Genomic DNA, 16603 nt, shown 5'->3' on the forward strand with positions numbered 1-16603 from the left:
TGCGTACTCCTGATCAGGAAGTTTTCTTCACTCAGCTTGGCGTATGTTTAGATGCTTGAAAAATACCGATTGTCCTTTATAATACTCTCTAGTAATACTATAATACTGATTAGTATTATAATAGGACAAATGCATTAGGGGGAGAAGTTGCAATATGCAAAAACGAAGGCCGATGGCATCCGCGAAATGGTTGAAGGTGATGTTGTCCATTCTAATAGGTTTGGAGGTTGTACTGGGTGTGTTCGCATCTCCGAAGACGGTTAAGGCTAATCTTCCAGACGCTCAATATCTGGGGGAAATCCGTCTATTTCCTTACCGGGATGGTCCCGAAGGGTGGATATACTGTGCAGGGCAGGTGTTAACGATAAATCAGGAAAATTCACCTTTGTTTACTCTATTGGGCAGCAACTTTGGCGGGGATGGCACCAGGACGTTTGCATTGCCTGATTTACGGGAGGAGGAACCGGTACCGGGCATGGGATACTATATCGCGGCTGAGGGATTATTTCCGAGAGGCAGTGGATTGACCTCCAATACGATGCTGGGGGAGATTCGACTCTTTCCCTACTATATGGAGATGAATGATAACTGGGTGACGACGGATGGCCGCGCTTTAAGCAATTCTGACCCTCTGTACGGCATCTACGGCACTGCATTCGGCCAAGACTGGCAGGGCAGCTTTAAATTGCCGGAGATTGACCCTGTGCAGCCCAAGATCCGGTATTTCGCCGCCAAGTCCGGGATCCAACCCAGTACGGCTGGTGCCGTATACATGGGCGAGACACGTCAGTTTCCTCTGGATATCCCTGCCCTCGCTTCCTTTAAGGCGGACGGTAAACTGCTGAATGTTGCCTCGAACATGGCGCTGTACGGCTTAATCGGCAATGCTTTCGGGGGATCGCCGGATCATACGTTTGCGATTCCCGATCTTGGAGTCGATCCGCTGACAACGTATTATGTATTCCAAACGGGAATCGTTCCTGTCTTGCAGCAGGTTCAGCCCGTTAGCGTGCCGGATCAATACACGACGGCGGAGTCCACCGTATTAAGCGTTCCTGCACCGGGTGTTCTGAAAAATGATTCAGATGTCATGATCGCCAACATCGTGGATCTGCCTGCTCATGGAAAGATAACATTTCATAAGAATGGCTCCTTTACCTATACGCCGGATGCCGATTTTGTTGGCACAGATTCTTTTACATATATCGCTAGCAATAATAACAAGAGCGGCAGCGTAACCAGCGTTACCATCCACGTGGCAGAGCCTGAACCCCGGATAAGCGGAGTAACCGATGGAGGAATTTATAATCACGAAGTGACGCCTGTTTATACCCATGGCACGGGAACGCTGGACGGGCAGCCCTTTGCCAGCGGTACGACCATCCGCAAGGATGGCCAGTATAGACTGGTCGTCGAGTCGCCTCGCGGAAAAACGGTCAAGGCCGATTTTGAGATCGACCAAAGCGCGCCTCTGGTTTCAGGCGTGGCAGATGGAGGCCAATACGATCGGGAGCTGCAAATCTTCTTCAATGAAGGGAGCGCAACGCTCAATCAGCAAGCGTTTCAAAGCGGAGACAGGGTTAACACGGAAGGGGAATTCGATCTCGTCGTAACCGACCGTGCAGGGAATAAGGCTGAGGTTCATTTCTCGATCTATTTCCCTAAAACCGTGACGTTCGACAGTAACGGGGGTTCTCCCGTGGCAGATGAGGTCGTCCCTTATCATACAACAGCAACGAAGCCCGTTGATCCGGTAAAACCCGGTTATGCCTTCGGGGGGTGGTATATGGATCGAATCTTTCAGCTTCCATTTGATTTTAAGACACCCATTCTGGCTAACCTGACGCTGTATGCCAAATGGAATGATGCGGATGCGCCTGTCGTGGTCGATCGGGCTCCTCTGCATCTGGCGGATGACGTGCCGATCGGGACGAAACTTGAATTCACGTTCGATGAACCCGTAACCGCAAGCAGCGGCAAATACATATCGATTATGAGAGCGGCGGACCATCAAAAGATCGAGTCGATCGACGTAACCGATAGCTCCCGCGTCAGCGTGATCGACGAGAAGGTTGCGGTAAGTCTGACGCGACAGCTGTCGTATCTTACGCGTTATTACATCGAAATAGAGGATGGCGCATTTCAGGATACAGCAGGCAACCTCTATGCAGGCATGAAGGGCCCCGGAGATTGGAGCTTTACAACGGAGGCTGGGCCTGTCGCAGCACCGTTAGCACCTGCAAATTTGACGGCTACTGCAGGAGATGGTGAGGTGACCTTACTGTGGTCCACCGTTACGGGTGCGACTTATTACGATATTTATTCCGGGACGGAGTCCGGCGTATACGGGAGCTCACCGATCGCAACGGTTACGGGTTCGACGTATTCGGCAGGGAATTTACTGAACGGAACGACTTATTATTTTGCGGTGAAAGCCGGTAACGTCGGGGGTTCCAGCGCATTTTCGGAAGAGGTGAGCGCAAGACCGGCCGGTGCCGAGATACCCGTTCCGGGCGATGCGGATTTAAGCGGATTAGCATTATCGCATGGAACGCTTGCTCCGGCATTCAACCCTGCTGTCACCAGCTACATTAGCCATGTTGGAAACCGTATAACGGAGATCCGCATAACGCCGAGCGTTTCCGATCCTCAGGCAACGGTGACGATAAACGGTAAGGCTGTCTCCGCCGGACAGGCATCAGATTCGATCAGCCTAGCGGTAGGAAGCAACAGCATTCATCTCGTGGTTACCGCTCAGAATGGAGCTGCGAAGACTTACACGGTGGATGTGACCAGAGAGGCAGCCGCTTCTCCTGAACCTGGACCTGAACCCGGAAATCCTTCCAATCCGGGGACGCCGGGGGGCGGATCAGGATCTTCGGAAGGTCAAGGACCTGGCGTAAGCGGGAGTTCTCAAGCAGGTCAAGGGGCAGGCTCAGGGAAGAGCCCGACAGGCAGCAGCCACGTCACGTCGTATTTCAATGATGTATTGCAGACCGGCTTGGTATTATCGGAAATAACGAAAGAGAATGGACAGACCGTGCTGACCGTCAAGATGAACGGAGACAGGCTCCAATCGCTGCTGGTACAGGAGAAGAACAGCCGACCGATCGTCCGGCTGCGCGCCACGGAGGGGCTTGATCAAGCCGTGGTGGTTCTGGATGGCAAGTCAGCCAAAGCGCTTGAAGCAAGCGGAGCGATGATTGCATTCGAGACCTTGGCAGGCAGCGTCCGTATTCCGGTTCAAGCCATTTCCGAACAGATCGGCAGTCTTGCCGGAACGAAGGAAGGCACGATTCAACTTGGGCTAGCCGATGGCAACGCCGCGATCAGCGCAAAGCTGAAGCAGGTCGGGAACGGGAAGTATTTTGGTGAACATTATGGCTCCATAGACGTTAGCGTCGCAGCCTATGATCAAGGAAAACGGCTGAGCGGAAATACCTATTCCTCTTACGTGGAGCTGGAAGTTCCCGTGGCAGAGGGGTCAGCTGCCATCGTGACAACGGCCGTCCTGCTGGATGATCAAGGGAAGGTTCATCACGCACCAACCCGGCTGGTTACGCGGGAAGGCCGTACTTACGCCATAATAAAAGGTTTATACAGCGGGACGTATGCTTTAATCAGCCACGACGAAGAATTATCGGATATGAAAGGCCATTGGGCCGAGGCGGCGGTGAACGAGATGGCGTCACGCCTTCTCGTTGGCGGCAGAGGCGCCGCCGGATTCCATCCGAATGAACCGGTAACCCGTGCGGAATTCGTCACCATGATGGTACGCTCGCTCGGTTTATCGGAGCAAAGCAATACAAGCACGTTTCAAGATGTAACTTCCCGGGACTGGTATGTGGGGGCCGTATCGGCGGCAAGCGGGAGCGGACTCATACACGGTTATGCCGACGGGACCTTTTTGCCGAATGGCTTGATTTCCAGACAGGAGGCGATGGTTATTTTCGCAAGAGCGTTAAAGTTCGCTGAGGGTTCCCCAATGGTAGAGGCCATGGATTCGGAGGCTGTGCTGGCTGCTTTCCAAGACCGTGCCGAATTGGCAAGCTGGGCGAAGGCGGCTGCAGCCGAAGTGGTTCACGGCGGACTCATGAGCGGTTACGATGCCAAGCTGAGACCGCGGAGTGATATGACCAGGGCGGAAACGGCAACGATTCTTCTACGGATGCTATCCGCATCGGGGATGATCGGAGATATGCCGTCTAAATAATGCCTATACGAGTATAGAAGAAAAAGAGCTGCACCGAAGGGCCGTTGGTCCCGGAGCAGCTCTTTGTATTAGCGGAACATCGCAGCTTACCCCAGCCGATACGTCGCAAACGGCTTGGCATGAACAAAGCCGTCGCTGATTTCATCCAGGCTCGTGCGCAGGGACTCGTCCAGCTTAATGTCCAGGCTTTTCAGATTATCGTCCAGCTGTTCGGTCTTCGTAGCCCCGACAATGACGGTCGAGACGGCAGGGCGGTCCATCAGCCAGGCAATGGACAGCGCGCTGGGAGAATGGCCGTGCTCTGCTGCGAGCTGGCTGACTTGTTGACCGAGCCTCAGATTGTGCTCTTCGAGGAAGCGATTGAAGTTCGGGTCCGTTTCTGCACGGGAGCCGGCAGGCTTGCTTGTGCCCTGACCGTATTTGCCGGTGAGAATGCCGCCGGCCAGCGGGAAATACGGAATGATGCCAACACCCTGATCGAGACAGAGGGGGACAAGCTCCAGCTCCGGCGTACGGTCTGCCAGGGAATAACTCGTTTGGGTCGATACATAACGGGCATATCCGCGCAATTCGCTGATTCCGAGCGCCTTCATGATTTCCCAGGCGGCATAGTTGGAGGCGCCGATATATCTGACCTTGCCCGATGTTACCATGTCGTTCAGCGTGCGCAGGGTCTCCTCAAGGGGAGTGTCCGGATCAAACGTATGGATCTGATATAGGTCTACATAGTCGGTCTTCAGCCGCTTCAAGCTGTTCTCCAGCTCTTGCTGCAGATGATAGCGGGAGGAGCCCCGTTCGTTCGGTCCTTGGCCGTTCACGAGTCCGGCTTTCGTGGCTAATACGACGTTATGACGTTTGCCCGCCAGCGCCTCACCGATGATGCGCTCGGATTCCGATCCGGCGTAAATATTGGCGGTATCGATGAAATTGATGCCACGGTCCAGCGCGTGATCCAGGATCCGGGTGGATGTTTCTTGATCGGCTCTTTTGCCAAAAGCGTTCGTGCCGAGCCCCAGCTCTGAAACCTTGAGGCCGCTGCTGCCAAGACGGCGATAATTCATGCTTGATCCCACTCCTTTATGTATAGATTTCCTATAGTATAAACATGATCCAAGAGGCGCTTCAAATGGATCGAACGCATAAAAGGTATGAAGATGTAAGATTCTACATCTTTTTTCGACAATATCTAAAAAAAGTGATTAACTTCCATACCATGAAATGGTAATATAGTCGTAGGAGAAAAGATTCGGATTAACCATGAGATTTACTGCTTAAGAACTACTTCGGATGTTGGAGTACGACTTCTTTTTTCACTAATCGTTGGAGTGTGAATCATGAAGATTTATCTGAAAAATGATGCTGGGGTAACGAAACAAGTGAAGGTAGGTTTTAGCTGGACGACGCTATTCTTTGCATTCTTCCCGGCATTGTTCCGAGGCGATCTGAAGTGGGCAGTCATCATGTTTATTATCTCTGCCGTAGTCGGTCCTTTTACATTTGGAATCGGGGCTTGGATCAGCGGAATCATATTCTCGTTCGTGTATAACAAGATATATATTAAGGAGCTGTTGGAGAAAGGCTATCGTCCTGCCACGGAGGAAGCTAGAGCCGTTCTTGAGAACAACCGCATCATCGCTAGAGCGGCATAATTCTATCTGCATGCATAAAGCCTGGAACTGAGTGAATCTTTCATTCACAGCTCCAGGCTTTACTATATTCTTAAGCTAATCGATGAAGCGATTCGTGTCTAAATTCGAAAGGTTACGCGAATTGTCTTAGGACTCCTTGCGATAGGCAAAATAGTACGATAGGATAGTTACGTACGAATTGGAAGGGGGATTATGCTATGAATGAAGCGATTTTCAACCAATTGGATTTTGCCAGAGGAGCAACCTTGAAATCAGTGGAACATGTAACGGAACAGGAAGCGGATATCATCCCGGAAGGATTTGCGAATAGCATTCGCTGGAATCTCGGGCATATCTACACCGTAACCGAGCAGTTCGCTTTTGCGACCGCGGGCGAGCAGCCGCGTCTTCCGGAAGGATTCGAGGCATGGTTTGCAACCGGAACCAAGCCGGCCGATTGGACGTCGAAGCCGCCTGCGCTGTCCGAGCTGGCGGAGCTTTTGCAGGAGCAAACCGCCCGGATCCGCGAAACCTTCTCGAATCGCCTGGACCAGGCTTCGGCCCACCCGCTGACGATCGGTCCCGTGACGTTCCAAACCGTTGGCGAGTTTCTTACGTTCAGCTTGTACCACGAAGGCATGCACACGCAGGTGATCAAGGCTTATAAAAAATTGATAAAGTAATGTTTGAACTCGAAGCGATAGAAGTATGCCCCTGCGTATACCTTCTATCGTTTTTTATTTGTCGCTGGGGCAGCGGGTCCTTATAATGGAATCAGCAGAATGGGAATGACGAATGGAGGACATCACACTCATGGCGATTGAAATCGAACGCAAATACCTTATGGAGGCTTACCCCGATGAGTTGATTCAGGAAGGAATCATCGTGGTCGTGAAGGAGCAGTTCATCGAGCAGACGTATTTGGCATTGGATGGGGACCAGGAGCTGCGGGTCCGCAAAATAACGGATCTGACATCGGGTCGGCTCGAATTCACCCATACGTTCAAAAAAGGGTGGGGAATTGCCCGGGAAGAAGTTGAATATGCGATTTCCGAAGGTCTCTACGGTCAGGTAGTCAAGGCGCATGGGGCAATTCCGTTGACCAAGAGACGGGTAACCGCCCGATGGGGCAGCACGATCATCGAAATCGACGATTATGCGCAGATAAGCTTGCTTGTGCTGGAAGTCGAATTTCCTTCCCTGGAAGCCGCTGACGGCTTTGTGCCGCCGGCATGGTTCGGACAAGATATCAGCACGGACAAACAATACAGCAACAAGAAGGTATGGCGGGATCTGCAGCTTCAAGCAGGCAGGGAGGCCTGAGCCGAATAAGGCTTGGATAGGACGACAGGCGCTTGGGACAAGCGCGATCAGTTCAGATACGAGGGACAACGCCCTTACCATACGGTTAGAACAAAGGCTCTTGCGGCAGGTTCGCAAGAGCCTTTTCCTATGGCATGGAGCAAACAGAGCGCGCAGCTATCGAGATACACCTTCGCCGGATGCCTGCTTATTCGAGCATTCGGACAGTCATCGACTTTTTTTGACAAGATTATTGTAAACGGTTTATTATTATAATATAATATTATCATGATAATTAATTATTATTCTTCAATGGACGATATCCATAAAAATGATGGCGTATCAGAGAAGGGAGAGGCTCTTTATGAATGAAAACCAGCAGCTGCTTGAAAGCTATTTTCCGATCGCTTCTTTTATCGCGGCGATCATCGGACCTCAATGCGAGGTGGTCGTGCACGATATCAGCGATCCGGAACGCTCTATCATCTTTATCGAGAACGGCCATATTAGCGGACGCCGGGTCGGCGATGCCTCCACCGACCTCGTGTTGAAGATTTTGAAGGCGGAGGCCTACCGCGAAGAGCAGTTCATCGCGAACTACAAAGCTTCCGGCGCTCGGGGGCAGACCTTCCGATCGTCTACGTACTTTATTAAGAACGGAAGCGGCGAGCTGGTCGGACTTATGTGCTTGAACATCGACATCACGCATATGGAGGTTGCGGCTGATTGGATCAACAGCATTTTGCGGGGAGGTTCGCTTACGCCGCCGGCCGCCCTGGATGCGCCCAAGGACGACAAGCCTTCTACCGAATACCTGCAGGGGAACGTGGACGATTTGCTTCAGCACATCATCCAGACCGTCCTAGGCAAAATCAGCATTCCGGCGGACCGTTTATCTTCGAACGAGAAGATCGAGATTGTGAAGGAATTGAACGAGCAGGGCGTATTCCTGCTGAAGGGCGGGGTTTCCAAGGTTGCCGCTGCTTTATCCATATCGGAGCCTACCGTGTATCGCTATTTGCAGAAGCTGAAATAAGCGGCCGTTTATCCTGTTAAACATGCATTGCATCCTGAGACAATGGAAGGTGACATCATGACATATAACTTTGACAAGGTCGTCAGCCGGTATGGAACGAACAGCGCCAAATGGGACGGCATGGCGCAGAGCATGGGGAACGACATGATCGCTCTCTCCGTGGCGGATATGGATCTGCCGGCACCGCCCATGGTGGTGGACAAGGTAGCGGAGGCGGCGCGTCACGGCATTTACGGATATACCGATCCGTTTCCGCCTTACTTCGAAGCGGTCCGTGCTTGGCTCGATAAGGCCTATGACTGGCAGGTCGAGCCCGAGTGGATCGTATTTTGTCCGCGCATTGTGCAGGCCGTTTCGGTCATTGTTCAGAAATTCGCGGAAGCCGGAGACAGGATCCTTGTCCACACGCCTGTTTATCAGCCTGTTGCGAAAGCGGTTACGCTAAACGGCCGGATATTGGTTGAAAGTCCGCTTGTGCTTGCGGACGGGCGATACGAGATCGATTTTGACGATATGGAACGACGGATGCAGGAAGGGGTCAAGATGGTCCTGCTCATATCCCCGCACAATCCGGTGGGCCGCGTATGGACGAGGAAGGAGCTTGAACGCATGGCGGAGCTTTGCATCCGGTATGACGCACTGATTGTGTCCGATGACATCCATGCCGATTTCATTCATGAAGGTCACGAGCATACCGTCATCGCCAAGCTGTCCGAAGAGGTTGCGAACCGTTCCATAATCTGCACGTCGCCGGGCAAAACCTTTAACCTGGCGAGTCTCGAAATCGCCAACATCATCATTCCCAATGCTGCGCTGCGGGAGCAGTTTCAACAAGGTTTGCAGCAGGCGGGGATTCATAATCCCACATTCTTCGCCGTGCCCGCGCTGGAAATTGCGTATACTTCGTGCGATCAATGGCTGACGGCGCTGCGCGCTTATATCAAAGACAATATTGCTTATGCTCGAACCTTCATTGCCGATCATATGCCTGAGCTGAACGTCATCGATCCTGAAGGGACGTACCTGCTATGGATCGACTGTAAGGCAGTGAGCTGTCATGAAAAGGATCTGGTGGAGTGGATCCAGGAAAAGGCGCGCGTCAGCGTCAGCTTCGGCTCATCCTTCGGGCCCGGCGGTGAAGGCTATATCAGGGTCAACGTGGCTGCGCCACGCCCTGTGTTGCAGGAAGGCCTGAAGCGGCTTGCTGCGGCTTATCCACTAAAGCGTTAACAACCATAGTCTAAGAGATCAGAAGGAATAAATTTCAAAGGCTTACCAACCTTATCACGCAGGAAAAACTTCCGCTATATGCGGTATGTCTTCTACAGAAGGTTACGTCGATAGACGTTTTCTTATTTACATCCAGGGGGAATTCATAATGGCTAAGCCAACAGAGGAACGAATGATTAAGCAGCCGACCATGTTTCTGGCGCTGCTTCCGATTTTCACCATGGTAATCTTGCTGTGCCTTGGTTACGTATTGTTCGAGCTGCCGCCCGAGCCGCTGATTATTGTATCCGCCATCGTCGCAGGTTTGATCGCGATTAAGCTGGGGTACAGCTACAACGATATATTGGAATCCATTTCGCAGAAAATAGCCAAAACCATGCCCGCCATCCTCATCCTGATTGTGGTCGGATTTATGATCGGCGCGTGGATGGTCGGCGGAACCATCCCGATGATGATTTACTACGGCCTGAAAATCATCGATCCGCAGTTTTTGCTGATCACCGCTTTTCTCGTTACGTCCGTGGTCTCCGTATGTACGGGCACTTCCTGGGGATCCGCGGGTACGATCGGGGTCGCCTTCATGGGCGTTGGCGCCGGAATGGACGCCAATCTCGCGGCTGTGGCCGGCGCGGTTGTAGCAGGGGCTTACTTCGGGGACAAGCTTTCGCCGCTTTCGGATACAACCAACATCGCGGCCTTGTCGACCGGCGTTAACCTGTATGAGCATATCGGCCATTTGCTGTACACGACGCTGCCGTCCTTCTTCGTGGCGGGGATCGTCTACGTGGTCACGGGCTTGAACACGCATGTGTCCAGTACAGGAGTTCCCGAGAAGATAACCGACATCATGAACACCTTGGCAACGATATACGACTGGAACCTGCTCCTGATCCTGCCTGTGCTGATTGTGCTGTACGGCTCGATCACCAAGAAACCTACGATTCCCGTCATGCTGCTGTCGTCGATCGTGGCGATGGCCAACGGCATGATCTTTCACGGCTTCACGCTGCATGACGTGGTAACCTCGGTTGTCAGCGGATTCGATATCGCGATGGTTCATGTCAGCGGATTTGATCCGAATACCGTCATTGCGGACATACCTCGCCTTATTAATCGGGGCGGCATGAGTTCCATGATGGGAACCTTGCTTATCTGTTTCAGCGCAATCACATTCGCCGGCACGATATCGCTGACCAAGTCGCTGGAGCTGATCGTGGACAGGCTCTTGAAGCATGTGCGTTCCACAGGCTCCTTGATCCTGGCGACGATTGCAACGGGGCTAACCATGATCGGCGTAACCAGCAACGGACAAGTCTCCATCCTGATGCCGGGCGAGATGCTCCGCGAGGCTTACATCCGCCGCGGTCTGCATCCGAAGAATCTGGGACGGACGGTGGAGGATTCCGCCGCCATTACCGAACCGATTCTGCCATGGACGGCAGCCGGTGCTTATATGGCCGGAACGCTTGGCGTAGCAACGCTATCCTATTTGCCTTGGGCGGTGCTGTGCTGGACAGGCATTATTTTTGCAACGATTTGGGGCTTTACCGGGTTCGGCATTGCCAAACTTACGCCTGAGCAGCAAAAGGAAATGCTGAAGGAATACGATGATCCGCATCACGGAAGCCGAAAAGACGCTGCAGAAGCTGCATCGGCCCATTAATACAGATGATGATGTTTTGGAAGATGGTAACCAACCATAATTATAAATGCGTAATACTATGCGCTACAGAGGAGAGAACACCATGACGCAACAAGAAAGAAAAACCATCGCAACCCAGCAGGCTCCAGGAGCAATCGGCCCTTATTCCCAAGCCGTGCAATACGGAAATCTGCTGTTTACCTCCGGCCAGCTCGGCATGGATGCGTCGGGGCATTTCGCGCCGACGGTAGAAGAGCAGGCGAAGCGTTCCCTGCTTAACGTGAAGGCGATTCTGGAGGCTGCCGGCTTCGGCATGGAGCACATCGTCAAGACGACCGTGTTCCTGAAGGACATGAACGATTTCCAAGCGGTCAACGAGGTGTACGCTTCTTTCTTTGCAGAACCGTATCCGGCACGGAGCGCCGTAGAGGTAGCCCGATTGCCGAAGGATGGCTTGGTTGAGATTGAAGTGGTAGCCAGCAAGCCGTAATAATAAGCGCTCTTCCAGGTATCTTGATAATAAGTTTTTAAAATGAGATTACAGCCAAAAACGGCCGGGCATGATGCCCGGCCGTTTGGTTTAAGCGGCTGAAGTATCCTCGTTTATTTCGTACGCCCATAATGCTTACCGTAAGACAGCACTCTATGGTAGAGGCTGCGGTCCTTTAGATTTTTGAGCGGATAAATTTGCGGTCTGGTGTTGACCTCGAGAATCCACGGTCTGCCTTTGGAATCGACAGCCACGTCCAGGCCAAGTTCCTTGAATCCTTTATAATGGCGGTCAAAGTTTTTGCCTACGGCAACGCCGAGTCCCTTGAGTTCAGACTCGAGCTGCTGGATGAAGGCCGAGTCGAAATTGGCGCCGCTCATCGTTTTCTTGAACGTGCCGATGGAGCCGCCTTGATTATAATTGGTGGCAACTTTGTTCGGGTTGCCGACCTTCGTGAACAGGGCGGTGCCGACCCAGGCGCCCTCTCGGGTTTTCTGGACCATCACCCGGATATCGAACGGCTTGCCATTGCTTTTGGCCAAGCGAATTCCTTTTTGCAGCAGATAAGGTCTGCTCCCTGCAAAGCGATTCAGGTCGCGGTACAGCTGAGATGAGCTCGAGTACGACGTTTTCGTCGTGTTCAGCTGGCTTTGGTAGCCTCCGCCGGTTTTGCGGATCCGGATAATGTTATTGCCGCCAGAGCCATCCGTAGGTTTGAAGAAAACCGTGGTGTAGTCCGCCAGCATAGCATTCAGGTTTTTTTTGCTGAACGGCAGCGTGTGGGGCACGTACTGCCTGAAGTAAGCATCTTCGTTCAACCATTTCGTTTTCTTCCACTTGCTTTTGATGGTACTGCTTTTATAGCTCATAGTTAAGAGGCTCACCTCTCTTTTTTTGTTCAGCATATGCCGATAAAGTAGAGCAAGCCTCCACGATGGCCTTGAGCCAAGCTATGTGCTCGAAAACAATTTTTTATCGAAAAACAATAAGGTGATAAATAAAACTGCTGCAACAAGCAAAATCGACGCGGGAATGATAAAGGCCAGCAGGGTTGCCGTATTCTGCATTTGGTAATACATCAGCATGCCCAGCGGCATGATCCCGCCCCCGAGCAAACTCGTCCAGAAGTGCATCGCGGCGGTTCTTTTCATGCTGAGCTTGTCCCGAAAGACGTAGTAGAACATGCCATAGGCAAACAAGGTCAGCCAGCCTACCACCAGGATATGGGCGTGGCCTGCAACCATGCTGTAGCTGCTTCTGCCTGCCATGTCCGCTCCGATCAATGCGCCGATGAGCATATAAATGGCCGCGATGCGCATCAGCCATTTGCTGTATTTCAACATGGATAAATTCCCCCTTGCATCTTGAATCAGTCCCAATATACAAGAGTTGTATGAACGGAGCATGAACAACATATCAAACGGAATTGAACAGGGAAACATCATCTACTATAATCAAATAGATCTGATCTTGAAGGAGAGAATTTCCAGGTGCGAAGCCCACTCATTGCTTATTGTCTTTCGAAGAAAGCCGCAGCCGAGGATTATCCGTTCGGACCGCTTCCGATCGTCATGAAGGTCGGCGGCAAAATGTTTGCCCTGATTACCACCACGGCAGGGGAGAAGGTCAGCCATATTTCCCTGAAATGCGATCCGGTCATCGCGGAGAATTTGCGCGAGCAGCATGACGCCGTGCAGCCCGGATACCATCTCAATAAGAAGCACTGGAACACGGTGACCGTCGATGGCTCCCTAACGGAAGCAGACCTGCACGATATGATCGACCATTCCTACGATTTGGTGCTGAAGAGTTTGCCGAAAGCGCAGCGTGTTGCCATCTCCCAGCGACTGGTATGAAGGCTGCTCCACAACATAATCGCCCTATGGCAGCGTGGTGGCTGCAAGCCATCCATCCGCCAAGGGCGATTTTGCATGATCCATCAAACGTGATGGATCCGAGCTTCAGGCGGGTTCCGCATCAGAACGGTTTCATCCCTAATGTATCGACCTTCTCTCCGGTAATATCGACGCCCATACGGCCCGTGATATCGCGGTAATGCCCGGCGCGCCGCTGCACGGGACTGCCCTCGGTTTCCCCGAGGTTCGCTTCCAGGCCGTTCAAGACCATCACCGTTGTGCCGAAGCCGGGACTGCCCAGTCCCCTGAACTTCTCGAGCGGGGAAGGCTTCCATCTGCCGACCATCACGTCATGGGCGGAAGGTTTCGGGTCCTGCGGCGTCATCCAGAAGAGGATGGCGGTCATGTAGCCGATCTTGCCGTCGGCGGCAACGATCTCGGGATGGTCCAGCAGCACGCTTTTATCCCCATAGATAATGGAGCTGAAGAGTCCGTAGTTGAAGTTCCAGCTGAGCATGATCGGTCCCCGCCCATAATAGCGCTTGTCCGGCGATCCGGGATACAGCTCTGCGCTTGCCGGATCAACGAAGGCATCCATGTTGACCCCTGTCCGGCCGGCGATGTTTTCGTTCCAGAACAATCCCCAGCGAAGCGGGCCGCCGGGAGCGGCAGCCCAGCCCCCGCCGGTTTCGTGGGAGAGATTGGCCAGGAAGGCGGCCAGTTCGCGCTTGCGGTCCTTCTTGAACCCTTCCTTGAGAAAGGTGCCGCCGTCAATGATAACGGTTTCAATCGCTTGGTTAAGGTTCTCGGCCGAATAGAAATCCGCCGAACGCACGACGAGTGTTTCGACCCGGGCATCTTTGTCCAATCGGTAAATCTCTTGGGCGGAAGGGGCTCCTTGCCGCGTGCGGATCTTGATCTTCAGATTGGACACCTCGGCCACCGCGTGAATCAGGTTGTCGTAAGAGAAATAGTCCGTCTGATCGGCTTTATAGTATTCTTTGCCCTTGGCGACGTTAAACCATGCGGCCGAACCTAGCCTGTAAGGAAATAAAGCCTCGAAGTCTTCCTCCGACAGCAGCGCTTTAACCGCTTCGATCGACTTTTCCGGCGTGTAATCCGGATCAAGGCCGTCCCAGTGCCGGTCGATCTCCTTGCGGCTGATCAAACGGTGCTCCCCAATCACCAGGGAATCGGCTGGATTCCCCGTGAATTGTGCGAAAGCCGTGGTGTCGGTCGGGATGCTGGACGGCGTTTTCATTGGCGATGCCTCGGCTTGGGGCGCCTCATCGGCAGCAAGGGCTTGAAGCGGGGTCATAAGGAGGACAGCGCTGAGGGCTGCAATCATGCTGCGCTGAACCATGTTGCGGGATAACGGATATTTCCACACGGTCATACACATTCTCCTCTATATCGTTGGGATGGAATTACATTGCCATCATATATACGGTATGTCGTTTTGTACATAGTCAGGAAATCCCACGGCATAACGCGAATTTAGCATTGTACATGACCTATTGGGCGATCAAGCGGGGAGAGATGAGACAAGGGGCAGGGGATTTGCTGCGGAATCCTCCAGGATGCCGTCGAAGTTCGATTACCGACTTTCGTAGTGTAGTGCAACCAGACGACTAGTTTTTAAACGTAAAAACATTATAATGTTATTATGTTTTTGATTCTATGAATCTACTACACGGCGGTAAGGATGTTTCACTTCATTTGGTTCTGTTCATTTGCATATTTTCGTATATATTAGAGATTCATCATCTTATAGTCGAAGAAGGTTAGCTGACATGAGTTTATTTGTTCGGGAAAAAGGATTCTACAAAAGTTTTTTCTGGCTGACGCTTGTGATCGGGATGCAGAACCTGATATCGGTCGGCGTGAATTTGTCGGACAACGTCATGCTGGGAGGATACAGCGAATCGGCGCTGTCAGGCGTCGCGCTGGCGAACCAGATCCAATTCCTGCTGCACATGCTGGTTCTGGGCGTATGTGAAGGCTTGGTCATCATGTCGTCCAGATTCTGGGGAGCCAAGGATTTAGGCTTGATCAAAAAAGCGGCAAGCATCGGCATGCGCATGGCCATCCTTCTCAGCATCGTGTTATGGGTCATCGTGTTCTTTTTCCCGCACGAGGTATTGTCCTTGTTTACCAAGGAAGAGAATGTCATAGCTGCCGGCGTGGAATATTTGCGCATCATCTGCTTTTCTTATATCTTCTTTGCCGTCACCAGCTCCTTGCTGGCTTCCTTAAGAAGCGTGGAAACGGTAAAAATCGGCTTCGTGGTATCGCTGTCCACCTTGGTTATCAACATCTGCTTGAACTACATCCTGATCTACGGGTATATGGGCTTTCCGGAGCTGGGCGTGTCCGGATCGGCTATCGCTACCCTGACGGCGAGGATTATTGAATGCGTGATCGTCATCGTGTATGTTAAGCGGTTCGATCGCAAGATCCTGTTAAAGTTGCAGGATTTCCTGAAGTTCGATATGGAGCTCTTCAAGCAGTACATTCGCGTAGGCTCCCCGATTCTGATGTCCAATACGATATGGGGGCTTGCCATGGCGGCACAAACCGCCATCCTGGGGCATATGGGGGAATCCGCGATCGCCGCCAACAGCATTGCTACAACGATTTTCCAGATGGTGACGGTCATCGTGTACGCTTCCGCCAGCGCAACGGCCGTGCTGATCGGGAAGACCATCGGCGAGGGCATGATGGATAAAATCATATCGTATGCCAAAACGCTGCAGATTCTGTATATCCTGCTCGGTTTATTGACGGGGGCCGTGCTGTTTGTGATCAAGGATTTCGTGCTGGGCTTCTATTCGATATCCGATGAGGCCAAAACGCTTGCCCTGCATTTCATGACGGTGCTGTCGATCACCGTGGTCGGAACGGCCTACCAGATGCCGGCTTTAACGGGCATCGTGCGGAGCGGCGGAGACACCCGCTTTGTGCTGTACAACGATTTGATATTTATGTGGCTGATCGTGCTGCCCTCATCCGCCTTATGCGCTTTTGTGTTCCATTTATCGCCGCTTGCCGTGTTCATCTGCCTGAAATCGGATCAAATCCTGAAGTGTTTTGTGGCGATCGTGAAGGTGAACCGGTTCAAATGGATCCGATCCTTCAGCTCATGATGGTGCGGACGGGTATGATAAGGTAAATCCATAGCGTAAAAAAAACCTCGGGAACGCGTG

General features: G+C 52.3%; 14 protein-coding genes. 10 read left to right on the top strand and 4 right to left on the bottom strand.

Features of this window, described 5'->3' with window-relative positions:
* Nucleotides 1–154: 154 nt before the first annotated feature.
* Nucleotides 155–4213 (top strand): tail fiber protein, encoded by a 4059-nt coding sequence (locus MHH82_RS05815; protein WP_340964245.1) that lies wholly within the window; start codon nucleotides 155–157, stop codon nucleotides 4211–4213.
* 86 nt (nucleotides 4214–4299) lie between these two features.
* Here the strand turns inward: MHH82_RS05815 and MHH82_RS05820 are convergent, their stop codons facing one another.
* Nucleotides 4300–5274 (bottom strand): aldo/keto reductase, encoded by a 975-nt coding sequence (locus MHH82_RS05820; protein WP_012819287.1) that lies wholly within the window; start codon nucleotides 5272–5274, stop codon nucleotides 4300–4302.
* A 273-nt stretch (nucleotides 5275–5547) separates the two neighbouring features.
* On the opposite strand from MHH82_RS05820, the gene MHH82_RS05825 reads away from it, so the two are divergent.
* The 7 genes from MHH82_RS05825 to MHH82_RS05855 all read left to right on the top strand — a co-directional run bounded on the left by MHH82_RS05825 (nucleotide 5548) and on the right by MHH82_RS05855 (nucleotide 11541).
* Nucleotides 5548–5862, top strand: coding sequence for a hypothetical protein (locus MHH82_RS05825; RefSeq protein WP_012819288.1), 315 nt, complete (start codon nucleotides 5548–5550; stop codon nucleotides 5860–5862).
* Between the two features lie 197 nt (nucleotides 5863–6059).
* Entirely contained in the window at nucleotides 6060–6524 is a 465-nt protein-coding gene (locus MHH82_RS05830; RefSeq protein ID WP_012819289.1) for a DinB family protein, read from the top strand.
* A 130-nt stretch (nucleotides 6525–6654) separates the two neighbouring features.
* A complete protein-coding gene (locus MHH82_RS05835) occupies nucleotides 6655–7164 on the top strand; it encodes a CYTH domain-containing protein (protein ID WP_012819290.1) in 510 nt (169 codons plus the stop codon).
* Between the two features lie 343 nt (nucleotides 7165–7507).
* Nucleotides 7508–8179 (top strand): helix-turn-helix transcriptional regulator, encoded by a 672-nt coding sequence (locus MHH82_RS05840; RefSeq protein ID WP_012819291.1) that lies wholly within the window; start codon nucleotides 7508–7510, stop codon nucleotides 8177–8179.
* Nucleotides 8180–8236: 57 nt separating this feature from the next.
* Nucleotides 8237–9409: a MalY/PatB family protein gene (locus MHH82_RS05845; protein WP_012819292.1), complete on the top strand. Its 1173-nt coding sequence runs from the start codon at nucleotides 8237–8239 to the stop codon at nucleotides 9407–9409.
* A gap of 148 nt (nucleotides 9410–9557) precedes the next feature.
* On the top strand, nucleotides 9558–11072 hold the full coding sequence (gene nhaC / locus MHH82_RS05850) for a Na+/H+ antiporter NhaC (RefSeq protein WP_012819293.1): 1515 nt from the start codon (nucleotides 9558–9560) through the stop codon (nucleotides 11070–11072).
* Between the two features lie 82 nt (nucleotides 11073–11154).
* Nucleotides 11155–11541: a RidA family protein gene (locus tag MHH82_RS05855; RefSeq protein WP_012819294.1), complete on the top strand. Its 387-nt coding sequence runs from the start codon at nucleotides 11155–11157 to the stop codon at nucleotides 11539–11541.
* A 113-nt stretch (nucleotides 11542–11654) separates the two neighbouring features.
* Here MHH82_RS05855 and MHH82_RS05860 read toward each other — a convergent pair whose 3' ends face one another.
* Both MHH82_RS05860 and MHH82_RS05865 read right to left on the bottom strand, forming a co-directional pair.
* The gene (locus MHH82_RS05860; RefSeq protein ID WP_012819295.1) at nucleotides 11655–12410 is read right to left on the bottom strand and encodes a YheC/YheD family protein; all 756 of its coding nucleotides are present in this window, start codon (nucleotides 12408–12410) and stop codon (nucleotides 11655–11657) included.
* An 81-nt stretch (nucleotides 12411–12491) separates the two neighbouring features.
* Nucleotides 12492–12884 (bottom strand): hypothetical protein, encoded by a 393-nt coding sequence (locus MHH82_RS05865; RefSeq protein ID WP_012819296.1) that lies wholly within the window; start codon nucleotides 12882–12884, stop codon nucleotides 12492–12494.
* A 147-nt stretch (nucleotides 12885–13031) separates the two neighbouring features.
* Here MHH82_RS05865 and MHH82_RS05870 point away from each other — a divergent pair, with 147 nt between their 5' ends.
* On the top strand, nucleotides 13032–13397 hold the full coding sequence (locus tag MHH82_RS05870) for an MmcQ/YjbR family DNA-binding protein (protein WP_012819297.1): 366 nt from the start codon (nucleotides 13032–13034) through the stop codon (nucleotides 13395–13397).
* A gap of 121 nt (nucleotides 13398–13518) precedes the next feature.
* Here the strand turns inward: MHH82_RS05870 and MHH82_RS05875 are convergent, their stop codons facing one another.
* Nucleotides 13519–14793, bottom strand: a complete 1275-nt coding sequence (locus MHH82_RS05875; protein WP_012819298.1) for a chitinase — start codon at nucleotides 14791–14793, stop codon at nucleotides 13519–13521.
* Nucleotides 14794–15190: 397 nt separating this feature from the next.
* On the opposite strand from MHH82_RS05875, the gene MHH82_RS05880 reads away from it, so the two are divergent.
* Nucleotides 15191–16543: an MATE family efflux transporter gene (locus MHH82_RS05880; protein ID WP_012819299.1), complete on the top strand. Its 1353-nt coding sequence runs from the start codon at nucleotides 15191–15193 to the stop codon at nucleotides 16541–16543.
* Nucleotides 16544–16603 lie beyond the last annotated feature (60 nt).

It is taken from the genome of Bacillus sp. FSL K6-6540 (assembly GCF_038007545.1).